We start from the raw sequence: 22,061 nt of genomic DNA, 5'->3' as shown, positions 1-22,061 counted from the left end.
GTCACTGTCGGCCGTACCGCCGCCAGCGCCCCCCAAACGACGAGATCGCCCCCGCCCAGGGTTGCGTGCGCCCATTCCGCAAGAAGATAGGGGTCGCGGCGCCCCACCACCCCCCCACGCAGCCCGTCGGCGAGCCGCCGCCTCACCCGGGCCACCGCAGGTGCCTGCGACGCCGGCAACAGCGGGCCGGTGTACGCGGCCGCCGCCGCAGCGACCGCCCCCGCGCCCAGCCGGCGCTCGACGACAGCGGCATCGGACTCGACCGGCGGCGAGAGCCGGTAGGGCCGGGAATCCAGCACGCCCGGCGCCAGCAGGCGGCGCAGCCGGGCCAGTTCGGCGCGCAGCGTCACCGGCGGCACCGACTCGTCCTCGTACAGCGCGCAGAGCAACTCGTCGCCCGTCAGGCCCTCCGGATGCCGGGACAGCAGGACCATGATCTCGCTGTGCCGCCGGCTGAGCCTGATCCTGCGCCGGCCCGGCAGGACCAGCAGCGCCTCGTCCCGGCCGAGCGCGGACAGCTCGAGTGCGTCGGCAGCGTCCGGCACCGGCGCGAGCAGCGCCAGTTGGGACTCGGCCGCACGTGCCACCGCCTGGACGAACCCGAGACTGTGCGGATGTGCGAGCCCGTCGCCGCCGGTGATGTCCACCGCGCCCAGCACCCGGCCGGTACGCGGATCGTGCACCGGTGCCGCCGCACACGTCCAGGGCTGCACGCGACGGATGAAGTGCTCGGCCGCGAACACCTGCACCGGCCGGTCGACGGCAACGGCCGTGCCCGGCGCGTTCGTCCCGACCGCGGTCTCCGCCCACCGCGCGCCGGGCACGAAGTTCATCCTGTCCGCCTCCCGGCGCGTCGACGGATGGCCCTCCACCCACAGCAGCCTGCCCTGCGCGTCGCACACCGCGAGCAGATGCTCGCCGTCCGCGGCGAAGGTGCCCACCAACTCGCGGATCACCGGCATCACCGGCGCCAGCGGATGCTCCGCCCGGTGCGCGCCGAGGTCACCGTCGGTGAGCTCCACGCTCGCGGTGCCGTCGGGAACCACCCCGGCCCGCACCGAACGCCGCCACGAGTCGGCGACCACGGAACGCACCGGCCGCGGCACCGTCCCGGCCTCCGTGAACATCTCATGGGCGCGGTGCAGCGCCCGGATCCGCTCGACGGGGTCGGCACCCGGTTCCAGAGCCACCCATGGATCGGTCAACTCGGCCTCCCGGAAGGCGATGCGGCTCAGCACATCGTCACTCGCGGTGCCTGCCCGGACAAGCGTCGTGACCGTGCTCCTCGCGGCGGTCGTCGGACGGGACGTACGGCGAGCGCGCGTGGAACCCGCATCAGGCGAAGTTGACCAGCCTTATGTAGCGGGTCCAGTCCCAGTTCGGACCCGGATCGGTGTGGTCGCTGCCCGGCACCTGGTAATGGCCCAGGATGTGCGACCGGTCCTTCGGGATGCCGTACCTGGTGCAGATGGACGCGGTCAGTTTCGCCGACTGCTCGTACAGGGCGTTGGTGAAGTAGGCAGGCTGGTCGACCCAGCCCTCGTGCTCGATGCCGATGCTGCGCGTGTTGTAGTCCCAGTTGCCGGCGTGCCAGGCGATGTCGCGCTCGCGGACGCACTGCGCGACATGGCCGTCGGCCGACCGGACGACGTAGTGGGCGGACACCTTCTTCTGCGGGTCCTGGAAGATGGACAGCGTGTCGGGGTACGTCTCCTGTGTGACGTGGATGATCACGTAGTTGAGCGGGTAGCTGGTGGGGCGGCTGGACGAGGTGCGGTTGGACGTGCTTGCCGGCACCCACTCGGCCGACGGGTAGTCGACGGCCTGGGCCTGGGCTCCGGCCTGCGTGCCGGGTACTAACGCGTAGGGGACGGCGGCGAGGGCTGCGCCCGTCAGCAGCCTTCGCCGACTGAGGAACGGTCTGGCTCGCTCCATCGGTGCCTGCCTTTCCAGATGGGGGGCGGGTTGGGGTGAGGTGGGGCTGTGCCGACCGGGGTCGGCACTGGTGCGGTCCGGTCCAGCTGTGCCGACCGGGAGCTCGGGCCGGTAGTGCTGATGGGGGTCGACGCGGGCGAGGCCGGGGCCGGTTGTGCTGATCGGGGCGGGCCGGGGGAGGGGGGAGCGCGGCTCAGCTCAGGAGCGTCGTCGCCGTTTCGCGCAGTCGCGCGTGCAGTCCGCGGTGCGCCTCCCGCTCGGGCAGCCACTGCTTGCGAAGCTTGGCGACGCACGTGTAGTTGGTGTCGCAGACATTGGCCAGCGGCGACTCGACCGCCTGGGTCGCGAACTGGTAGGCGTCCAGCTCGCTGAACCCGTAGTCACGCACCAGCCATTGCACGAGGTCGAGCTGGGATATTCGGAACGCGTCCTCCAACGGACGCGCGGAACCGGTCGAGATGATGTGGGTGTCGGACTCGATGCGCGGCCACGGGGTGGCCGTCCCTTTCAACAGCTCCACGATCACGACGGTGTGCATCGCGCACTCCACGGCGACACCGCAGGTCTCGCCCTCCCCCTGCCGGGCGTGCCCGTCCCCGAGACTCAACAGCGCACCCTCGACATTCACCCCGAGGAAGCAGGTGACGCCCGCCCGCATCTCCGGGGTGTCCATGTTTCCCCCGTGCGCGTCGGGGACCAGCGCGGAGCGCACTTCGAGGTTGGCGGGAGCCACCCCCACGGTGCCGTGCATCGGGTCCATGGGCAGTTCGATCTCGATGTCACTGTCGCGTGCGGTGAACTGGGCTGTGCGCCGCACCCGGTCGAGCTGCCAGATCCAGACGGTCTCCGGCAGCGGAGGCTGCAGCGTGGCCGTGGTGTGCGTTGAGGTGAGCGCACCGAACAGTGGAACCGTCGTGGACGCCGCCCAGTCCCGGGCCGGCTCGATCGACACGAAGTGCACGGCGACCGTGTCGCCGGGCTCCGCCCCTTCCACGTGAAAGGGGCCGGTCTGCGGATTCAGAAACGGGAACTCGCACACTTCCGACACCAGATCCTCCTCGGATCTCACCCGGCCCGCGAAGCAGTCCTCCGTGTACAGGTCGAGGACGGTGCCCGGAGCGATGCGTGCCACGGGCGGCGCGCCGCCGAACGTCCACGCGTACTCGCCCGCCCGGGGCCGCACTGTCAGGATCCGGGGATCGCTCATGGCTGCACAGCTCCGTTCGTGGGAAGGCCGGAGGAACAGGACGGCAGACTCGCGTCGAGACGGGCACGGGCTGGTTCGGCTATGCGTTCCGATCGGCGCCGCACGAGGACATTCAGCGACACTCCCGTCATCATCCAGACACCGGCGACCGGACCCGAGTACGACACGGGTGCGGTCAGCTCGGACACGAAGTCGAAGACCGGCAACACGCCCTTCGGCGTCAGCAGCGCCGGCACGAAGACGGCGATACCCAGCACGGGAAGCAGAAACTGCCGTACCGGTGAGAACGACTCGCGCCTGCGGTACATGTGACCCCCCGATCCGTCGTGACGCTCGCACTGCCGTCGTCAGGACGGCTGCGCCTCGCGTGAATCACGGTACGGCGCCTGCCGGTTGGGCAGGAAGAGAGCGGCGTCCGTCGGTGGACAACTCCGCGGCTGTGGACAACTCCGTCACCCAGAAGGGGGAGTGGGGCGCCAACCGGGCCACGGATGCCGCCCGAATCGTCGACCGCGGCGGTCCCGCGACCCACCTCGGCGCTCGGTCCGCCACCGCCGCGGACGGAGCCGCGGCCACTGCCGGATGGCCCGGCGGCTCCGTCCGTCGTGTGGCTGGCGGTCGGGCCATCCAGCGGGGGCGGCGGCTCCCTCCGTGGCGTGGCCGGGGGCCGGGCACCGCCGGACAGCCCGGCGTCCCGCCGCAACAGTCGGCGGGACGCCCCACCCGGCGGCGGATCGACCAGCGACGCCCCGCTACTGGCCGGCGCCCGGACCCGCTACGTGCGGGCCGCCGCACCCGCCGGATCGTCCAGCACCGCCCGTACCACCGAGTGCGCGGCGCCGAGCAGAGGCCCCTCGGGCCCCAGGCGGGAGACGGTGACCGCACAGGCGGGGCCCGTCGTGCGCCGCGTCAGCTCGCCTTCCAGCGAGGGCAGCAGCCAGGGCGCCAGCCGGGCCAGGGCGCCGCCCAGCACCACGGTTTGCGGGTCGAGGAGGTTGACGGCACCGGTCAGCGCGATGCCGAGCGCGGTTCCCGCTCCGCGCAGGGCACGCCGTACGTCCTCGTCGCCATCGGCGGCGCGTCCGGCCAGCAGTCCGACGCGGTCCTCGACGGGAGCGAGGCCCGCCGCGCGCAGCACGGCGTCCTCACCCGCGTACTGCTCCAGGCAGCCGCGCCCGCCGCACACGCATTCCGGGCCCTCCGGGCGGACCGGTACGTGCCCCAGCTCGCCGGCGAAGCCGCGTGTCCCGCGCAGCAGCCGCCCGTCCACGACCACCGCCCCGCCGATGCCGATCTCGGCCGACACGTGGAGGAAGTCCTGCGGGGTTCCCTCGCCGAGCCAGAGTTCGGCGAGGGCGCCGAAGTTGGCCTCGTTGTCCACGGTCAGCGGCAGATCTTCGGGCAGCAGAGCGCCGAGGTCCGTGTCGTGCCAGTCGAGGTTGGGGGCACGGACCACGGTCCGGGCGTCGCGGGCCACCAGCCCCGGCACGGCGACCGCGAGGCCCGCGGGCCACAGTCCTTGGCTGTCGGCCCGGGCGACGACCTGGCGTACCAGGTCGCCCAGTTCCGCGGTCACCGACTCGGGCGACCGGCCGCGGTTCACCCCGTGCCGCACGGCCCGTGCCCGAACCTCACCGCGCAGATCCACCGCGCAGACCGCGAGATGGTCGACGCCGATCTCCGCCCCGAGGCCGGCGGGACCGCGACCGCTCACGGCCAGCGCGGAGCCGGGACGCCCGACACGTCCCGGGCGTTCCGGGCCGAGTTCCTCCAGGAGCCCGGAACGGATCAGTTCGTCCACCAGTGTCGACACCGCCGCACGGGTGAGCCCGATGCGTGAGGCGACGGCTGCCCGGGACAGCGGTCCCTCGGCGCTGACGGTGTGCATGACGCGGGCGAGGTTGCGGCGGCGCATGCCCTGCTGGGTGTCGGGGAGCCGCCGGCCGGCCGGATGGGCTTCGTGCAGCGGTGCGGTCATGCCTCCGTCAGTCCTCGTCCGGCCGGTCCCCACGGGGCTGCCCTGGTCAGGCCGACGCTCGTCAGCGCTTGTCGGCTTCCCGCTCCAGCAGCGGGGCCGCGTCGGAGAGTACCCCGGTGATCCTGGCCAGCGCCGCCTCGTCCCGTTCCACGGCGTCGAGCACGGGGCCGCGGGCGGTGTTCCAGCGCCGGGCCACGGCCGCCGGGTCCTCGCCGGTCAGCAGTCCGGCCGCCTGTGCCGCGGCACCGAGCGCGACCAGTTCCCTGGCCTCGGGCACCTGGACGGGCCGTCCCGACAGCCGGCGCACCGTCTCCTGCCAGGCCTTCCCTCGCGCACCTCCGCCGATGAGCAGCAGCGGCGCCGAACGGTCGGCTTCCGCGTCGAGGACCAGATCGAGTGCCCCGAGCAGCGAGTGGACCGCGCCGTCGTACGCGGCCTGCAGCAGCTGGCCACCCGTCGTGTCGTGCCGCAGCCCGTGCAGGAGGCCCGAAGCATGCGGCAGGTCCGGTGTGCGCTCCCCGTCCAGGTACGGCAGCAGCGTCACGCTCGTACCGGGTTCGACAGCCTCGCGGTCGAGCCCCAGCAGGGCGGCGACACGGTCGACGGCGAGGGTGCAGTTGAGGGTGCAGGCCAGGGGGAGCCAGTCCCCGCGTGCGTCGGCGAAGCCCGCCACGGTGCCGGTCGGGTCGGCGGGGCGGTGGGTGGAGACGGCGTACACCGTGCCGGACGTGCCGAGACTGAGTACGGCCGTACCGGGGCGCAGTCCGAGTCCCAGCGCGGCGGCCGCGTTGTCGCCGGTGCCGGCCGCGACCAGGGTGCCCCTGGAGAAGGGCAGGTCGGCCGTGTCACGTACGGTTCCGGCCACCTCGCCGGGGCGTACCACGCGGGGGAGCAGCGCCGGATCCAGTCCGATGTGTGCGAGGACCTCCGCGTCGTACGACTCCGTCGCGGAAGCCCACCACCCGGTGCCGGAGGCGTCGCCACGATCCGTCGTGCCCTCGCCGGTGAGGCGTTCGGTGAGGTAGTCGTGCGGCAGCCGCACGGCCGCCGTCGCGCGGACCGCCTCGGGCTCGTGCTCGGCGAGCCACGCCCATTTCGTCACTGTGAAGGATGGCCCCGGAACGCTTCCGGCCCGCTCGGCCCAAGCCTTCGGACCGCCCAGCTCCTCGACCAGCCGACGGGCCTGCGGTGCCGAGCGCACGTCGTTCCACAGGAGGGCCGGACGCACCGGGTCGCCCGCTGCGTCCAGGGTGACCAGGCCGTGCTGCTGTCCGCCGATCGACACCGCCGCCGCCTCGTGCGCCGCGTCCCCGCACTGGTGGAGCGCTTCCCTCAGCGCGTCCCACCACTGCCTCGGATCGCTTTCGCGGCCCGCCCCGGTGGAGACGGTGTGCGGCGCCTGCCCGCTCGACACCACCTGTCCGGTGGATGCGTCGACCACCAGGGCTTTGGTGGACTGGGTGGACGTGTCCACCCCCACGACGAGCGGACCCTCGGCTGCTGACATCGGGCTTCTCCCTCTTCCGCGGCTCCGCGGAATCTGTCCTGTGGGCGGGGCTCCCCGGACCTTCGTGACCGGGTTTCGCGATTCGTCTCTTCCCAGAGATGCGTTCGCATACTAATTTGTTAAGCGCCATGACGAAATAGTCGGAGCACAGCAAGGAGCCGCGGCATGAACTACCAGCCCACCCCCGAGGACAGGTTCACCTTCGGCCTGTGGACCGTCGGCTGGCAGGGAAGGGACCCGTTCGGCGACGCCACCCGGCGTGCCCTGGACCCGGTCGAGTCGGTGCAGCGCCTGGCCGAGCTCGGTGCCTACGGAGTCACCTTCCACGACGACGACCTGATCCCCTTCGGGTCTTCGGACACCGAGCGCGAGTCGCACATCAAGCGCTTCCGCCAGGCCCTCGACGCGACGGGCCTGACCGTGCCGATGGCCACCACCAACCTCTTCACGCACCCCGTCTTCAAGGACGGCGCCTTCACGGCCAACGACCGTGACGTACGCCGCTACGCCTTGCGCAAGACCATCCGCAACGTCGATCTGGCGGTCGAGCTCGGAGCGCAGACCTACGTCGCCTGGGGCGGCCGGGAGGGTGCCGAGTCGGGAGCGGCCAAGGACGTGCGCGTCGCTCTCGACCGGATGAAGGAGGCCTTCGACCTCCTGGGTGAGTACGTGACCTCCCAGGGGTACGACCTGCGCTTCGCGATCGAGCCCAAGCCGAACGAGCCGCGCGGAGACATCCTGCTTCCCACCGTCGGGCACGCCCTGGCCTTCATCGAGCGACTTGAGCGTCCGGAGCTGTACGGCGTCAACCCGGAGGTGGGCCACGAGCAGATGGCCGGCCTGAACTTCCCGCACGGCATCGCCCAGGCCCTGTGGGCGGGCAAGCTCTTCCACATCGACCTGAACGGTCAGTCCGGTATCAAGTACGACCAGGACCTGCGCTTCGGAGCAGGCGATCTGCGGTCCGCCTTCTGGCTGGTGGACCTCCTGGAGACCGCCGGTTACGAGGGGCCGAAGCACTTCGACTTCAAGCCGCCGCGGACCGAGGACTTCGACGGTGTGTGGGCTTCCGCCGCGGGCTGCATGCGCAACTACCTCATCCTGCGCGACCGGGCGGCCGCCTTCCGGGCCGACCCCGAGGTCCAGGAGGCACTGCGGGCGTCGCGTCTGGACGAGCTGGCGCAGCCCACCGCGGCGGACGGTCTGACCGGGCTCCTCGCCGACCGGGCGTCCTTCGAGGACTTCGACGTTGAGGCGGCCGCCGCACGCGGGATGGCCTTCGAGCGACTCGACCAGCTGGCCATGGACCACCTGCTGGGGGCGCGGGGCTGACCGTCTCCGGAGCTTGAGCCGACCCGCGTCCGCGCAGGTCGGTTCTGCCCTCCGCCTGCGTGGAGAATTCTCCGGAACCGTGCCGTCCGTGGCATGAGTGCGTATCAACTCCCGCGCGGGGGTCGCGCGGTGGCCGGTACGAGGCGACGCTGGGCGGTATGGCCATGCCACCCTTACCGCCCCAGCCGCCAGACGGCACGCCGCCTCCGGACAACGCCGGATCCGCTCCGCCGCCCGGAGGCTTCGGTCCGCCTCCGGAGGCTCCCGGGACACCGCCCGGAGGGGGAGGGTACGGCGCCCGAGGCTACGGCCCGCCGCCGAACAGCGGGAACTGGACGTCGGGGCAGGGCGGCGGTGAGGGCGTGCCGCCTCTGCCGCCTCCCGGTCCGCCCGGCGGCCAGGGCCCGCGCCGTCATACGCTCTTTCTCGTGGTCGCCGTGGTGGTGGCTCTGGGCGTCCTCATGGCCGTCCTCCTGGTGGTCAAGGGGGGAGGCGAGTCGTCGGACGAGAAGTCCCCCACCGAGAACGGCAGGAACACGAGCCGTGGGCCCACCCCCTCGCTGAGTCTGCCGTCGACGTTGCCCACGGGGCTGCCTTCGGGACTGCCGTCGAACCTGCCGTCCGGGCTGCCCAGCGGACTGCCGACCGGCCTTCCCAGCGGGCTGCCGAGCGGACTGCCGAGTGACCTCGAATCGCTCTTCGCGGGCCCGGCGGGCGACGAAGTGCCGCCCTACATGCTCAAGAAGGGCCACTCGAAAGGCCTTTGAGGTGACCGCACGCGCGCGTGGGCCGCACTTCGACCTCCACGCGCGCGTACGTCCTGTCCTCCCGGGGGAACGCCGGCCGACCGGGGCAGTCAGGATCCCGGAGGCGGTCGTCGCGATGCCCGAGTGCGTCCGCATCGGCGCCGCCCACCCCGTCGTCTTCGGCGGCCGGTCTGTCAGTCGCCGCCCAGAACGGCTTCCAACGCGGTTGCCGGGTCCGTGGAGGCCGCTCCGGCCGGGGCCCAGCGTCCCTTCTCCTCGCGGTAGGGCCACCACCGGCCGTCCCGCCCCAGACGCAGCTGGGCGGGTGCGCCGGCCACCGTCCAGCGGTTTCCCGAGCGATGCAGCCGCGGCCGCTCGCCCTCGTCCCAGGCAGCCTCCAGTGCGGCACGCGCGCGTGCGAGCGACTCGGGGCCCACGGCCCATCCGTCCTCGAGGACGGACAGCCCCGCCACACCGCCGTGCTTCCAGGCGCGGACGGCGAGTGCCAGCCCTTCCCGGTCCCGCCCCGACCCCTCGGCGAGCCGGACGGCGATCTCCTCCTCCGGACCGCCCGCGGCCAGCCGCACGGCGTCCTGGGAGAGCGTCAGTTCCCGGCTGATGGCCCTTTCCCGGTGGCCGGGGCCGAGCGCGTCCAGGAGTAGGCTCAGCGCCTCCCCGGCGGCCTGTGCGGCGAGGAACTCGAGGGAGGCGGCCTGCACGCCCGGCGCGGGTGGCACCTCGGTGTCCAGGGACGGCGGTCCGCCGGGTTGCTCCGGAAGCTCGGGTAGGCCGGGCAGGGGCGGCAGGATGTCCCCGGCCGCGTAGGCCTCCGCGGCGTCCACGCCCTCAAGAGTGGCCTGGTGCGACGAAGGTCCGTCGTCCGGCCCGGTCGTGCGCGCCTGGAGCTCGTCCAGCAGCGCGCGCTCGCCGCGCCCCCGCAGCAACAGCAGCACGAACGGATCCTGGTCCAGCAGCCTCGCCATCTGGTAGCACAGAGCCGCCGTGTGCCGGCAGTGGTCCCAGGCGCCGCAGTCGCACTCCGCCTCCAGATCGCCGAGGCCCGGCAGGAGTTCGATCCCGGCCGCCGCACCGTCCTCCACCAGATCCGCTGGCATCACCCCGTCGAGCAACGCGGCTACGTGACCGGCCCGTTCGACGGCGATGCCGAGGAGGCGGCCCCACTGTTCCTGGGACAGCTCCCGCAACAGGACGTCCGCGCGATGCGTGGTGCGGTCGCGGTCCCGGACCACCGCGGTGATGCGTCCCGGGCGTACCGACACGGCTCCGACAGCACCCGCGCGCGCGAGTCCGCGTCCCGCCTTCACCTGGACCGAGTCCAGAGCCGCGTCCTCCAACGCCTTCAGCCAGGCCCGGCCCCACCAGGTCCCGGCGAAGGCCCGCCCCGAAGCCGGCGGCAACGCTTCGAACGTACGCCCTATGTCGTGATCGGTCATCGCGTGCCCCCTCGCAGTTCCACCAGGTCGGCCAGTTCGGTGTCGGTCAGTTCCGTCAGCGCGGACTCGCCGGAGCCGAGCACCGCGTCGGCCAGCTCGCGCTTGCGTAGAAGCATCTCGGCGATGCGGTCCTCGATGGTCCCCTCGGCGATGAGCCGGTGCACCTGTACCGGCCGGGTCTGGCCGATGCGGTACGCGCGGTCGGTGGCCTGGGCCTCGACGGCGGGGTTCCACCAGCGGTCGTAGTGCACGACGTGCTCCGCCCTCGTCAGATTGAGGCCCGTGCCCGCTGCCTTCAACGACAACAGGAAGACCGGGGACTCACCCCGCTGGAAGCGCTGCACCATCCGCTCCCGCTCGTCGACGGGTGTGCCGCCGTGCAGGAACTGCGACGGCACACCGCGCGCCGACAGATGCCGCTCGATGAGGCGCGCCATCCGTACGTACTGGGTGAAGACCAGAACGCTCGCCCCCTCGGAGAGGATGATGTCGAGCAACTCGTCCAGCAGCTCCAGTTTTCCGGACCGGCCCGCGATCGTCGGCTGCTCCTCCTTGAGGAACTGCGCCGGGTGATTGCAGATCTGCTTCAGACCGGTCAGCAGCTTCACGATCAGACCGCGCCGCGCCATGCTGTCGGCGCCGGAGATCTCTGCCAGCGTCTCCCGCACTACGGCCTCGTACAGCCCCGTCTGTTCCTTGGTGAGGGACACGGCGCGATCGGTCTCGGTCTTGGGCGGGAGCTCCGGCGCGATGCCCGGGTCCGACTTCCGGCGCCGCAGCAGGAACGGACGTACGAGGCGGCCGAGTCGCTCGCCCGCCGCGGGGTCCTGACCGCCCTCCACCGCCCGCGCGTACCGGGTGCGGAAGGTGCCGAGCCGGCCGAGGAGCCCCGGAGTCGTCCAGTCGAGGATCGCCCACAGCTCCGACAGGTTGTTCTCCACCGGGGTCCCGGTGAGCGCCACGCGTGCGCGTGCGCCGATCGTGCGCAGCGCGCGTGCCGTCGCCGAGTAGGGGTTCTTCACGTGCTGTGCCTCGTCCGCGACGACCATGCCCCACGGTGTCGCCGCGAGGCGCGGCGCGTCGAGCCGCATCGTGCCGTACGTGGTGAGGACGAACTCCCCGTCCGCCAGGTCGTCGAGGTCGCGGCGGGAGCCGTGGAAGCGGCGCACCGGCACTCCGGGCGCGAACCTCTCGATCTCGCGCTGCCAGTTGCCCATCAGGGACGTCGGACAGACGACGAGTGTGGGCCCTGCTGTCGATTTGTCGGTCTGCCGATGCAGATGCAGGGCGATCAGTGTGATCGTCTTGCCCAGTCCCATGTCGTCGGCCAGACAGCAGCCGAGGCCCAGAGACGTCATCCGGGCGAGCCAGTTCAGACCCCGGAGCTGATAGTCCCGCAGCGTCGCGGCGAGCGCGGCGGGCTGACCGACCGGGTCCTGCGCCTCCGGGTCCGCGAGCCGTTCCCGCAGCGTCGCCAGCCAGCCGGTGGGCGTGACCTCGACCCGGCGGCCGTCGACCTCCGCGGAGCCCGTCAGGGCGGCGCTCAGCGCGTCGACGGGCGTGATCTTGCGGTCCTGCCGCGAGCTGGCGCGGCGAACCTCCTGCGGGTCGACCAGGACCCACTGGTCGCGCAGTCGCACCACCGGCCGGCTCGCCTCGGCCAGCTGATCCAGTTCCTGCCGGGTGAGGTGCTGATCCCCGAGCGAGAACCGCCAGTTGAAGGTGAGCAGCGCGTCGGCGGACAGGAGGGACGGCATGTTCGACTCGGTCCGGTCGGCGCCCTCCTCGGACGGGCCGATGACCGCGCGGGCGGTGAGTGTGCGCGCCAGCTCCTTCGGCCAGTGCACGTCGACCCCGGCGGCCGCCAGCACACGGGCACCCTCGCCGAGGAGTTCCGTGACCTCCTCGTCGGCCAGTTCCACGGTGTGGGGCACGGCCGCCGAGAGCAGGGGGGCCAGCGGGGGCCAGGCCCGGGAGGCGCGGCGCAGGGCGAGCAGAGTGTCCATCCGCGCGCGTGGGCCGAACGACTCGGAACCGGCCCAGATGCCGGGGGCGTCCGCGACGAGCGCCGGGTCGCTCGCACTGTGCACCTGGAGCACGGCGCGGAAGGGCAGGCGGGCCGCGTCCTGCACGGCGGAGGCGAGGCCGGGCACCTCCAGGCGCAGCGAGATCCTCACTCCGGCGTCGTGCCCGGCGGCCACGGCGGTGGCCCAGGCGCGCTGCTCCGGCACGCGCTGGGGCTCCCGCGCCGCGAAGGCGGTTCCGCCTGCCGCGAGCGGCGCCGCGGGGGACCGCGGCAGGGCGTCGGCGACGGCGTCGAGGAAGGCGCGCAGCAGCAGCTCGGGGTCCGGCAGCCGCAGCGGCTCGCACTCGTCCACCGGGACCGCGTGTGCGTCCGGCGGCATGGCGGCGGCCAGGTCCCGCGCCCGCGCCAAGTCCTGCGCGCGGAGCGGGCCCGCGCGCCATGCGTCATGATCGTCCGCGGTCAGACCGGGCAGCAACAGGCCGCGCGCCGCGAGCTGGAGAGCGAACACCGAGGCCGCGCCCCAGAACGCCGTCGCCCGGTGTGCCTGCGGGACGGCACGCGCGCGTGTGAGCACCGGGAGGGCGGCGCGCACCGGCAGCAGGGCGGCGGGCACGGTCACCAGCTCGGCCCGCTCCAAGCCGGGCACGGCGATCGTGAGGTCCCCGAGAGCTCCGGACGCGACGACCGGTGGGGCGTCGCCGTCGGGCCGCCAGAAGGCGACGTGCCCGGTACGGGCCGGCTCCCCAGGGACGAAAACGGCGCAGCAGCGGGACAGTTCCAGGACCTCGGAGGGAGTTGCTGCAGGAATCGACTGCTCGGCGATGACCGCGTTCCTCAAATTTGACTAGTGGGTTGGAGTCGCCGAGGGTACAGCACTCGGGCTCAGCGCCGAGAGAGTGCGACGGTGGCGTACGTCACTTTGCGCCTCCGGTCCGGGCAGCCCCTCGGCACCCTGGGCCGGACCCGCAGTGCGCTGGGGCCTTCGCGCCCGACCACAAGGGCAGGAGATGGCCGACCCGGAGCGCGGACCGCGGCGGACTATTGCCATCGGGAGGCCCTGCGCCACATGCGCGAAGTCGGGGCGGCACTACGGGCCGAGTGACACAGGGGCCCTCGGGGGAGACTCGGGGTCACGCCTCAGGGATGTATCAGGGTCGCGTTCCGGAACCGCGGGGATCGCCGATCCGTTTCCACGACAGAGAGCGGCCGGTGGCCGCAGAGGAGGCGACACACATGTCGAAGAACGCGAAGGTCGTCGCGGGGGGCGTGGGGATCGGCATCGTCCTGCTGATCCTGCTGCCCGCGGTGGGAGTGCCCTGGTGGATCGCTTTCCTGATCGTGCTGGGCATCCCCACCGCCGCCTATCTGACACTCGACCCCTCGCAGCGGCGCAGACTGCGCCGGGCCGGCCGCAAGGAGCTCGGCCGCTGAGGCACTACCGAGGGGATCGGGCCGGCGCCAGCGAGCAGGAGTTGACCACATCGCCGTTCGCGGGCCGACCGATGGTCCGGTCCGCGGGCGGCTGTGTCCTTCGCTCGACCCACGCGGTCAGCGCGAGGAACGCGGAGCGGTAGCAGGGCAGGATCGGCCGCAGACGGTCGGGATAGGTGTCGTACAGCCCGTCGACATGCGTCCCGCCCTCCACGGCGTAGTAGCGGTGCCGGTCGCCCCGGTCACTGTCGTCGATCATGCGCGCGTACACGTCCGAGTCCGCGGTCCGGGGCAGCAGCGCGTCGAGATCACCGTGCAGGGTGATCAGCGGTCGGCCGATCCGCCCGGTCAGGGCCACCCGCGCGACGGCCCGGTGCACGGACGCGGGGCGCGACGCGTAGTCGTACGTGGCGTCGGAGGGGCAGGGCGCCAGGATCTGCTCGGCGGTGGATCCCGCGGACGCGCCCGGGCACCCGGCGTCGTGCGAAGGGTCGAACTCCGCGCGGTAGATCTTCTGCGTCACGCCCCAGTAGGCCTGCTCGTGGTAGGGCCACAGGAAGGCGGAGCCCGGCGCGAAGCCCACAGCCTCCATGTCGTCGTCATCCGCGGCGCCGAGCGTTCTGGCCACCGCGGTCGGCAGCGACGTGAGGAGGCTGGGGCCCTCCGTCGTCCACAGCGCCCCCTCCCAGTCGACTCCGCCGTCGTACAGCTCCGGGTGGTTCTCCAGCTGCCACCGCGTGAGATAACCGCCGTTGGAGATCCCGGTCATGTAGGTACGGCGAGGGGCGTGGCCGTAGCGCTGGGCCACCGCCTTTCGGGCGGCGCGTGTGAGCTGGGTGGTCCGCCGGTTCCACTCCGCGACGGCGTCCCCCGGTCGGCTGCCGTCACGGTAGAAGTCAGGCCCGCTGTTGCCCTTGTCGGTGGCCGCGTACGCGTATCCCTGAGCCAGTACCTGGTCGGAGATGGCAGTGTCCGTGGCGTACTGCCTGCGCGTGCCCGGGGCGCCCGTGACGACGAGGCCGCCGTTCCAGCGGTCCGGGAGGCGGATCACGAACTGCGCGTCGTGACGCCAGCCATGGGTGGCGTTGAACCGCGAGCCGTCCGGGAAGTAGCCGTCGATCTGCATTCCAGGCACCCCCGTGGGGTTCTTCGTGCCCTTCGCCGTGAGCCCCGCCTGGTCGGCCAGGTCCGTGTACGGGGTTCCGGCGAGCCCGGCGGTGGTCAGGTCCGCCAGACACGCGCGCTGCTGGTACGCGGCTGTGGGTACGCGTACCGGCACGTGCCGCTCGCACCGCGTGCCGGGGGCCGTCGCGGCATCCGCCGGCGCGGGACCGGAGAGGGCCAGCGCCATCGCGGTGGCGGCGAACAGGGGAACACGACGGGACGGGCGCATGACCGGCCTCCTGGGGACGGGAGCTGGGGCTGCCCCATGCTGCGATCCCGCCCGACGGCCGACCATGGGTGGGGACCACATGGGTTGCACGCTGAGTGTGGGGGCTGAGGACGCAGCTCACGAGAGACTCCTGCCGCGTCCACGGCGGGTCGCTCCGCACACGCGGGCTCTGGCCGCCCGGCGCCGCACCGGGCTCCCGCCGCTGCGCTCAGGCCGGGCGTACCGCCATCTTGTCCAGGGCCTCCAGAAGCCCGGGCAGCTGCGCACCGCGGCCTACCGGCAGCACCTCTCCGGGTTCCTCGTCGAGAAGGACGAACGCGATGTCGTCGGTCCTCGCCACCATGGACCAGCCGGGGCCGTCGGCCCGCAGCGTACGGGCGTCACCCGGAGCGAAGGACGACCGGACGCGGCCGAGCGGCGGCGGCGTCTCCACGTACGCGTGCGCCTCGGCAAGGACGCGCCGGATGCCCTTGCGGGCTCCGCTCTCGGCTCCGCCGTCGGCCGTCTCCGCCTCGGGAGCCTCACCGGACGCCTCCGCGCCGTCCGGGTCCACGAACTGCCCCTCGGGAATCTGTTCGCGCCAGACCGCCCACTGCAGAGCGATCTCGTCGGCGCCGAGACGCCGCTGGGCGGGGCCCCAGGTACTGGTGTCCGGCGGCGTCAGCGCAGGCCGCTCCGCGATCTCCGCCGCGGGATCGTGCGGGGCGGGCACACCGGGGGCCGCCACGGCCACCGCGAGCGGCCAGCCGGGCAGCGCGGCGACGACCGAGCGCTCGTCGGGCGACAGTTCGTACTCGATGCCGCAGTCCCACGAGGCGATGGCCACCGCCACCAGTGAGACGTCGTCGACCACGACCGTCCAGCGCGCGCCGTCACCGTCCTGCCCCAGCACAAGGCCGTACCCGTCGGCGAGCGGCGCGAGATCGAGCGCCGCGCAGGCCTCCGGATAGTCGTCGCCCAGCACGCTGGGGAACTGCGCGGGCGTCAGCAGCACCGCAGTCAGCACGTAGAGCGCGTCGTCGTCCTCGGCGGCGACGGCGTCCTCGCCCGTCCCGGCCATCCCAGCCTCCCCATCGCTTCGTCCGTCGGCGCACCTTAATGCGACGGCCGACCGGTTGTCACGAGGAGGAAGCAACACGCGGAGCTGCAGTTATCCGGCTGGACAGGGGCGAATCGACCGCCGGCCCACCGGGACCGGACGGCCGGCGGCCCCGGCGGCGACCCCGCCACCGTCCGCGGTGACTCCACGCGCTCCCGGCCCGGAGGCGACGTAGCTGATCGTCCATCTGCGGCTACTCCACGTAGAGTTGGCGTCCCGGCGACAGAAGGGGGAGGCCGCGTGAAGCGCTTCGAACGGCTGGAGCAGATCCGGCGGATGGATCCGTACAAGGACTCGCTGGAGATCTACCGCCTCACCGCGGTCTACGAGTTTCCCTGGGACTTCACGCGGGCACTGGAGCTGGCTCTCTACCGCACGTACGCCGTCCCCAGCATCGGGCGCCTGCTCGCCGAGACCGCGGAGCTCACGGACCGCACGCAGCAGCGCTACGACGACACCGCCTTGCTCCTGGACGCCGTCGTCGAACACGGCTTCGACGGTGAAGAGGGGCGTACGGCGATGCGCCGCATCAATCAGATGCACCGCAGCTACGACATCAGCAACGAGGACATGCGGTACGTACTCTGCACGTTCGTGGTGGTGCCCAAACGGTGGATCGACGCCTACGGGTGGCGCAGGATGTCGCGCCACGAGATCGTCGCCTCCACCGTCCACTACCGCACCCTGGGGCGGCACATGGGCATCAAGGACATCCCCGCGACCTACGAGGAGTTCGAGTCCTGCCTCGACGCCTACGAACAGGCACATTTCGGCTGGGACGAAGGCGCCCGCAGGGTCTCCGACGCGACGCTGGACCTGATGGCGTCCTGGTACCCGCGCCCCCTGGCGCCCCTCCTGCGCACCTCGACGCTCGCACTGCTCGACGACTCGCTGCTGCGCGCCTTCCGGTACGAGCTGCCGGGCGATGCCACGCGCGCGTGGGTTCGTCGCGCGGTCCGCGCGCGCGGACGTCTGGTCCGTCTGCTGCCCCCGCGCCGTGCTCCCCACTACGCACGGCAGAACTGGGAGATCAAGAGCTACCCGGACGGCTACCGTGTCGCGGAGCTCGGCACGCGACCGACCCCCGGGCTGCGCGGCTGCCCCGTCCGCCGTGCCGGGACGTCGGAGGCCGCCTCCGTCGAATGAGCAGACGTCGCCCGTGGGCACTTGCGGGAAGGCGGGACCGCGGCCCGGACGGCCGGGCCGGGAGTGGGTGTCAGGCCAGGCGTACGGCAAGCGCGAGGAAGCGGGCGTCCTCGTCGACGTAGGACGTCATGCGCCAGCCGGAGCCCGCCAGCAGGGATCGGAGGTTGCCTTCGGCGCGCAGGTCGTCCGGGGTGATGCGGCGCCCCTGCCGCGCAGCGAGTGCCGCCCTCCCGATGGGGTGGAACAGTGCGAGGACCCCGCCGGGCCGGACCACCCGTGCCAGCTCCCGCAGGTCTTGGCCGGGGTGGGGGAGGTGCGCGATCAGACCGGCGCCGAACACGGCGTCCAGGGACTCGGTCCGGACCGGCAGAGCGGCGACGTCGGCGAGCAGCAGCTGCCCGTCCCGGTCCCGTCCGGCCTGTACGGCGGCTTCGAGCATGGCGGAGGTCAGATCGGCTCCGATGACGACGCCGGAGGTCCCCACGGCCGCCCGGAGCGGGGGCAGGGCCCGCCCGGTGCCGCAGCCCGCGTCGAGCACGCGGTCCCCTTCGCGCAGCCCGAGTTCGGCCACCGCGGCCGCGTAGGCGGGCCCGTCGTCGGGGAACCGGGCGTCCCAGTCCGCCGCCCGTGCCGTGAAGAACTCCTGGACGTGTGTGTGGTCGTCGCTCATGCTCCGATGGTCTCTCACCGACACGAAGGAGGGCACAGCGCACACGTTCGAGCCTCAGGCGATCGTTCAGGTACCTCTCTGCGTCATATTGCAACACCTTTCGAAACGCGCCCCCTTCGTGCGCCCCTGGCAGGACTAGCGTCCCCGAGCCATGGGACACCTGGACCACGCCACCTTCGGCTGGCTGACCCCCGTGCTGTCGTACGTGATGGCCTGCATCGGCGCTGCCCTGGGGCTGCGCTGCACCGTCCGTGCGCTGGGCGCCACAGGACGATCGCGCCGTAACTGGCTGCTCACCGCCGCGTCCGCCATCGGCACCGGCATCTGGACGATGCACTTCGTCGCCATGCTCGGCTTCGGCGTCGGCGGAACCGAGATCCGCTACGACGTACCGCTCACGATCCTCAGCCTCGTCGTCGCCATGGTCGTCGTGGGGGCGGGGGTCTTCGCTGTCGGCTACGGCCGCGACCGGGGCCGCGCGCTCGTCCTCGGCGGCCTCACCACCGGAGTCGGGGTGGCGAGCATGCACTACCTGGGCATGGCGGCGCTGCGGCTGCACGGCAGGGTGACCTACGACCCCGTGCTCGTCGCTCTCTCCGTGGTGATCGCCGTGGTCGCGGCGACCGCGGCCCTGTGGGCGGCCCTCAACATCAAGTCGCCCGTGGCGGTCGCCGCGTCCTCCCTCGTGATGGGAGGGGCGGTGAGCAGCATGCACTACACCGGGATGATCGCGGTCGCTGTGCGTGTCGCCCCCTCAGGCGAGGTCCTGCCCGGGGCCACGGTGATGCAGTTCATCTTCCCCCTCGCCGTCGGCCTCGGGTCCTACCTCTTTCTGACCTCGGCGTTCGTCGCCCTCTCGCCCACGGCCGACGAGCGGAAGGCGTCCGCGTCCGCCCAGCGACCCGTCGAGAACGTCACCCTCTAGGCCGTGTCCGCAAAGTCCCGCCTGTTCCGCGACGCCTGGCACGCACTCTCGCCGCACCGGGCGAAGCCCCAAGTACGTCCAGTACGAGGGTCTCCGCCCGGCACGCCGAGAGCACGCACCAGACGCCGCGGAACCCGCCCTCCGGGCGGACGACGAGACTTTGCGGACACGACCTAGGGGCGGTTCAGGAGCCGGAACGCCCCGGACACCGAGCCCCGAACCACTGCGAGCGAGGAGGCCATGCGTACACCCCGCAGGACCCCAAGGGCCGGCGCGGAGCCGCCGCCACAACCGCCGGTACGCGGTCGCCGCGCACACGCGGGCCCGCCGGCCGACGAACGCTCCGACCCCGACGAAGTCCCCGCAGGCACTCCGTCGACGCCACCCACGCGCGCGGGCCGCTGGCACGTGCGCCCCCGCACCGTACGGGCGAAGATCGTGTGCCTGCTCATGGTGCCCGTCATGTCCCTGCTCGCACTGTGGGCCTACGTCACCGTGACCACGGCCCAGGACGTCGCCCGCCTGCGGCAGTTGCAGCGTGTGGACGCGACGGTCCGGGCCCCCGTCGATGCAGCCGTCGCCGCGCTGCAGGCCGAGCGGGCCGCCGCCGTCCGCTACGCGACCGACCCGTCAGCAGAACAGCCCGGGGCATTCAAAGAGCTGGCGGCACGCACCGACCGCGCCGTGGCCAGGCTGCGACTCGGTGACCGCAGCACCGTCGCCGACGGGGCGGACCTGCCTGCCGGAGTGGCCGGACGGCTCGAGGCGTTCGTCGCCGGAGCCGAGGACCTGCGGTCGCTCCGTGGCGCGCTGCTGGAGCGCCGTACCGGCTGGGACGAGACCTACGGGCGGTACACGAAGACCATCTCGACCGCCTTCGCCGTCGGCGGCGCTCTCACCGGCGTACAGGACGCGGGCCTCGGATCCGACGCGCGCGTGCTGCTCGAATTCTCCCGGGCGGGAGAGGCACTGGCCCAGGAGGACGCCGTGCTGTCGAGTGCCCGGATGGCGGGCGCGCTGACGGGTGAACGGCTGCGGCTGTTCACCGGCGCCCTGGAGATCCGCCGGGCGCTCACCGAATCCGCCGTCGTCGACCTCAGCGGGGCCGAACGCGCGGCCTGGCACGATCTCGCGGACGGCAGCTCGTACGCCGAGGTACGCGCCGTCGAGGACAAGGTGCTGCTCACCCGGCCCGGAGCCAAGGGGATCGACGCCGCGCCCGAAACCACCTGGAACGCGGCACACGCGCGCGTGCAGGACGCCATGCGGTCGATCGAGTCGGCCGCCGGACGTGGGGTCGCGGACCGCGCGGACCCGTTCCGGCGCGGTCTGCTCACCCCGGCCGGTGCGGCGGTTCTGCTCGGCCTCGCCGCCGTCGCCGCCTCGCTCGTCATCTCCGTACGCATCGGGCGTGGTCTGGTCGTCGAACTCGTCGGCCTGCGCAACGACGCTCTCGAAATCGCCCGCCGCAAACTGCCGCAGGCCATGGGCAGACTGCGCGCCGGTGAAGAGATCGATGTCCGCGCGGAGGCACCGCCCGGGCCGCCGTCCGAGGACGAGACCGGACAGGTCGCCGAGGCACTGGGCATCGTGCACCGCGCCGCTCTGCGCGCCGCCGTCGAACGCGCCGAGCTCGCCAGCGGCATCTCCGGCATCTTCGTCAATCTCGCCCGTCGCAGTCAGGTCCTCGTCCACCGTCAACTGAACCTGCTGGACAGCATGGAGCGCAGATCGGACGACCCCGGTGAACTGAGCGACCTGTTCCGGCTCGATCACCTCACCACACGCATGCGGCGGCACGCGGAGAGCCTGATCATCCTCTCCGGCGCCGCACCGGGCCGGGCCTGGCGGATGCCGGTCTCGCTGACCAACGTGGTCCGCGCCGCCGTGTCGGAAGTGGAGGACTACGCGCGCGTGGAGGTGCGCCGGTTGGCCGAGACGTCGATTGCCGGTGCCGCGGTCGCGGACCTCACCCACCTCCTGGCCGAGCTCGTGGAGAACGCGGCGCAGTTCTCACCGCCCCACACCCGGGTGCGGATCACCGGCGAACCGGTCGGCAACGGTTATGCGGTGGAGGTGGAGGACCGCGGCCTCGGCATGGGCAAGGAGACCCTCGCCGAGGCCAATCGCCGTATCGAGCAGTCGGAGGCCCTCGACCTCTTCGACAGCGACCGACTCGGTCTCTTCGTGGTCAGCAGACTCGCGGCACGGCACGGCATCAAGGTGCATCTGCGCACGTCGCCCTACGGCGGTACCACCGCGGTCGTCCTGTTGCCCACAGCTCTCGTGCAAGGCGGCGCGGCGGAACGTTCCCCCGAGGCCGCCGACCGCGAACGGGTGGCGGGGCACGCGCACACGCGTGTGCCGGCCGCCCCCGAGGAGGACTCCGTCCACGCGACGACGGAGATCCCCGCTCTCGTGGCCCCGGTGCGGGCCGCCGCCGGAGGTGCGGCGAACGCATCACCCGACAACCCGCCGCACGGAGTCCCCACCTTGCGCCTGCACCGGCCCCCGGACGGGTCCGACACCTCCGACGACCTTCCACGGCGCGTACGGCAGGCGAATCTCGCCCCGCAACTGCGCCAACAGCGCCAGGAGGAGCCGGTGCGCGCGCCGGCCCGGACGGGCGACGACGCACGCACACCCGAACAGGTCCGGGACCGTATGGCCGCCTACCGCGACGGCTGGGCTCGCGGCGGCGGCAGACCGCCCGGCCTCGGCAGCCGCCCCGCCGACCCGGCGGGCAGCGACAGCAGCGAAGGAGACTCCGCATGATTCAGGATCCGGCCATGAGAGCCCGGCGCACGGGCGAACTCGACTGGCTGCTTGACGACCTGGTCCTCCGCGTCGGAGAAGTGCGACACGCCGTGGTGCTGTCGAACGACGGACTCGCGGTGGGTTCGTCCGCCGACCTCGGGCGCGAGGACGCGGAACATCTGGCCGCCGTCGCCTCCGGATTCCACAGCCTGGCCAAGGGCACGGGCCGCCACTTCGGGGCCGGCGGCGTGCGCCAGACCATGGTCGAGATGGACGACGGCTTCCTGTTCGTGGCCGCCGCGGGCGACGGGTCCTGCCTCGCCCTCCTCACCGCCGCCATGGCGGACATCGGGCTGGTGGCGTACGAGATGGCGCGGTTGGTCAAACGCGTCGGGGAGCATCTCCGCACGGCACCCCGCGTCGCCGCACGACCGCCCGTCGGCGAATGACCGAGG

Annotated in this window: 18 protein-coding genes; 8 read left to right on the top strand and 10 right to left on the bottom strand. The window is 72.6% G+C overall.

Annotated features, from left to right (window positions below):
* The 3 genes from AC069T_RS03355 to AC069T_RS03345 all read right to left on the bottom strand — a co-directional run.
* Positions 1–1,205: GAF domain-containing protein (locus AC069T_RS03355; protein WP_478781087.1), on the bottom strand; the 1,205-nt coding region annotated here is incomplete at its 3' end.
* 130 nt (positions 1,206–1,335) lie between these two features.
* The gene (locus AC069T_RS03350) at positions 1,336–1,935 is read right to left on the bottom strand and encodes an N-acetylmuramoyl-L-alanine amidase (protein WP_478781086.1); all 600 of its coding nucleotides are present in this window, start codon (positions 1,933–1,935) and stop codon (positions 1,336–1,338) included.
* Between the two features lie 193 nt (positions 1,936–2,128).
* Positions 2,129–3,142, bottom strand: coding sequence for an acetamidase/formamidase family protein (locus tag AC069T_RS03345; protein ID WP_478781085.1), 1,014 nt, complete (start codon positions 3,140–3,142; stop codon positions 2,129–2,131).
* A gap of 81 nt (positions 3,143–3,223) precedes the next feature.
* On the opposite strand from AC069T_RS03345, the gene AC069T_RS03340 reads away from it, so the two are divergent.
* Positions 3,224–3,454, top strand: coding sequence for a hypothetical protein (locus AC069T_RS03340; RefSeq protein WP_478781084.1), 231 nt, complete (start codon positions 3,224–3,226; stop codon positions 3,452–3,454).
* A 463-nt stretch (positions 3,455–3,917) separates the two neighbouring features.
* Here the strand turns inward: AC069T_RS03340 and AC069T_RS03335 are convergent, their stop codons facing one another.
* Together AC069T_RS03335 and xylB are read right to left on the bottom strand one after the other, a co-directional pair.
* A complete protein-coding gene (locus AC069T_RS03335) occupies positions 3,918–5,120 on the bottom strand; it encodes an ROK family protein (protein ID WP_478781083.1) in 1,203 nt (400 codons plus the stop codon).
* A gap of 61 nt (positions 5,121–5,181) precedes the next feature.
* The gene (gene xylB, locus AC069T_RS03330) at positions 5,182–6,627 is read right to left on the bottom strand and encodes a xylulokinase (protein WP_478781082.1); all 1,446 of its coding nucleotides are present in this window, start codon (positions 6,625–6,627) and stop codon (positions 5,182–5,184) included.
* A 165-nt stretch (positions 6,628–6,792) separates the two neighbouring features.
* On the opposite strand from xylB, the gene xylA reads away from it, so the two are divergent.
* Both xylA and AC069T_RS03320 read left to right on the top strand, forming a co-directional pair.
* Positions 6,793–7,959 carry a xylose isomerase gene (gene xylA, locus AC069T_RS03325; RefSeq protein ID WP_478781081.1) on the top strand — a complete coding sequence of 389 codons (1,167 nt, stop codon included), beginning with the start codon at positions 6,793–6,795 and terminating at the stop codon, positions 7,957–7,959.
* Positions 7,960–8,387: 428 nt separating this feature from the next.
* Positions 8,388–8,726: a hypothetical protein gene (locus AC069T_RS03320; RefSeq protein ID WP_478781080.1), complete on the top strand. Its 339-nt coding sequence runs from the start codon at positions 8,388–8,390 to the stop codon at positions 8,724–8,726.
* A gap of 173 nt (positions 8,727–8,899) precedes the next feature.
* Here AC069T_RS03320 and AC069T_RS03315 read toward each other — a convergent pair whose 3' ends face one another.
* Positions 8,900–10,159: an SWF or SNF family helicase gene (locus tag AC069T_RS03315; RefSeq protein ID WP_478781079.1), complete on the bottom strand. Its 1,260-nt coding sequence runs from the start codon at positions 10,157–10,159 to the stop codon at positions 8,900–8,902.
* Entirely contained in the window at positions 10,156–13,023 is a 2,868-nt protein-coding gene (locus tag AC069T_RS03310) for a DEAD/DEAH box helicase (RefSeq protein ID WP_478781078.1), read from the bottom strand. Before AC069T_RS03310 ends, AC069T_RS03315 begins: the two co-directional genes overlap by 4 nt.
* Before the next feature lie 395 nt (positions 13,024–13,418).
* On the opposite strand from AC069T_RS03310, the gene AC069T_RS03305 reads away from it, so the two are divergent.
* On the top strand, positions 13,419–13,616 hold the full coding sequence (locus AC069T_RS03305; RefSeq protein ID WP_355782941.1) for a hypothetical protein: 198 nt from the start codon (positions 13,419–13,421) through the stop codon (positions 13,614–13,616).
* Between the two features lie 4 nt (positions 13,617–13,620).
* Here the strand turns inward: AC069T_RS03305 and AC069T_RS03300 are convergent, their stop codons facing one another.
* Both AC069T_RS03300 and AC069T_RS03295 read right to left on the bottom strand, forming a co-directional pair.
* On the bottom strand, positions 13,621–15,009 hold the full coding sequence (locus AC069T_RS03300; protein ID WP_478781077.1) for a tannase/feruloyl esterase family alpha/beta hydrolase: 1,389 nt from the start codon (positions 15,007–15,009) through the stop codon (positions 13,621–13,623).
* Positions 15,010–15,217: 208 nt separating this feature from the next.
* Complete coding sequence (locus AC069T_RS03295; protein WP_478781076.1) at positions 15,218–16,069, bottom strand: hypothetical protein; 852 nt, start codon at positions 16,067–16,069, stop codon at positions 15,218–15,220.
* 279 nt (positions 16,070–16,348) lie between these two features.
* Here AC069T_RS03295 and AC069T_RS03290 point away from each other — a divergent pair, with 279 nt between their 5' ends.
* Positions 16,349–17,254, top strand: a complete 906-nt coding sequence (locus tag AC069T_RS03290) for an oxygenase MpaB family protein (RefSeq protein ID WP_478781075.1) — start codon at positions 16,349–16,351, stop codon at positions 17,252–17,254.
* Between the two features lie 70 nt (positions 17,255–17,324).
* Here the strand turns inward: AC069T_RS03290 and AC069T_RS03285 are convergent, their stop codons facing one another.
* On the bottom strand, positions 17,325–17,924 hold the full coding sequence (locus AC069T_RS03285) for a class I SAM-dependent methyltransferase (protein ID WP_478781074.1): 600 nt from the start codon (positions 17,922–17,924) through the stop codon (positions 17,325–17,327).
* Between the two features lie 151 nt (positions 17,925–18,075).
* Here AC069T_RS03285 and AC069T_RS03280 point away from each other — a divergent pair, with 151 nt between their 5' ends.
* The 3 genes from AC069T_RS03280 (at position 18,076) to AC069T_RS03270 (ending at position 22,055) form a co-directional block, all read left to right on the top strand.
* Positions 18,076–18,849, top strand: a complete 774-nt coding sequence (locus AC069T_RS03280) for an MHYT domain-containing protein (RefSeq protein WP_478781073.1) — start codon at positions 18,076–18,078, stop codon at positions 18,847–18,849.
* Between the two features lie 240 nt (positions 18,850–19,089).
* Positions 19,090–21,624, top strand: coding sequence for a sensor histidine kinase (locus AC069T_RS03275; RefSeq protein WP_478781072.1), 2,535 nt, complete (start codon positions 19,090–19,092; stop codon positions 21,622–21,624).
* The gene (locus AC069T_RS03270) at positions 21,621–22,055 is read left to right on the top strand and encodes a roadblock/LC7 domain-containing protein (protein WP_478781071.1); all 435 of its coding nucleotides are present in this window, start codon (positions 21,621–21,623) and stop codon (positions 22,053–22,055) included. The genes AC069T_RS03275 and AC069T_RS03270 overlap by 4 nt, the downstream gene beginning before the upstream one ends.
* The last annotated feature ends 6 nt before the right edge of the window (positions 22,056–22,061 follow it).

The sequence above is a fragment of the Streptomyces sp. NPDC043867 genome, assembly GCF_056435845.1.
The sequence above is the reverse complement of the archived record's forward strand: the minus strand, read 5'-3'. Positions and strand labels throughout refer to the sequence as shown.

What these genes read in the sequence shown, in the direction of transcription:
- AC069T_RS03350 (WP_478781086.1), bottom strand. Translation starts at nt 1,935, where the DNA reads ATGGAGCGAGCCAGACCGTTCCTCAGTCGGCGAAGGCTGCTGACGGGC.
- AC069T_RS03345 (WP_478781085.1), bottom strand. Translation starts at nt 3,142, where the DNA reads ATGAGCGATCCCCGGATCCTGACAGTGCGGCCCCGGGCGGGCGAGTAC.
- AC069T_RS03340 (WP_478781084.1), top strand. Translation starts at nt 3,224, where the DNA reads ATGCGTTCCGATCGGCGCCGCACGAGGACATTCAGCGACACTCCCGTC.
- AC069T_RS03335 (WP_478781083.1), bottom strand. Translation starts at nt 5,120, where the DNA reads ATGACCGCACCGCTGCACGAAGCCCATCCGGCCGGCCGGCGGCTCCCC.
- xylB (WP_478781082.1), bottom strand. Translation starts at nt 6,627, where the DNA reads ATGTCAGCAGCCGAGGGTCCGCTCGTCGTGGGGGTGGACACGTCCACC.
- xylA (WP_478781081.1), top strand. Translation starts at nt 6,793, where the DNA reads ATGAACTACCAGCCCACCCCCGAGGACAGGTTCACCTTCGGCCTGTGG.
- AC069T_RS03315 (WP_478781079.1), bottom strand. Translation starts at nt 10,159, where the DNA reads ATGACCGATCACGACATAGGGCGTACGTTCGAAGCGTTGCCGCCGGCT.
- AC069T_RS03305 (WP_355782941.1), top strand. Translation starts at nt 13,419, where the DNA reads ATGTCGAAGAACGCGAAGGTCGTCGCGGGGGGCGTGGGGATCGGCATC.
- AC069T_RS03300 (WP_478781077.1), bottom strand. Translation starts at nt 15,009, where the DNA reads ATGCGCCCGTCCCGTCGTGTTCCCCTGTTCGCCGCCACCGCGATGGCG.
- AC069T_RS03295 (WP_478781076.1), bottom strand. Translation starts at nt 16,069, where the DNA reads ATGGCCGGGACGGGCGAGGACGCCGTCGCCGCCGAGGACGACGACGCG.
- AC069T_RS03285 (WP_478781074.1), bottom strand. Translation starts at nt 17,924, where the DNA reads ATGAGCGACGACCACACACACGTCCAGGAGTTCTTCACGGCACGGGCG.
- AC069T_RS03280 (WP_478781073.1), top strand. Translation starts at nt 18,076, where the DNA reads ATGGGACACCTGGACCACGCCACCTTCGGCTGGCTGACCCCCGTGCTG.
- AC069T_RS03275 (WP_478781072.1), top strand. Translation starts at nt 19,090, where the DNA reads ATGCGTACACCCCGCAGGACCCCAAGGGCCGGCGCGGAGCCGCCGCCA.
- AC069T_RS03270 (WP_478781071.1), top strand. Translation starts at nt 21,621, where the DNA reads ATGATTCAGGATCCGGCCATGAGAGCCCGGCGCACGGGCGAACTCGAC.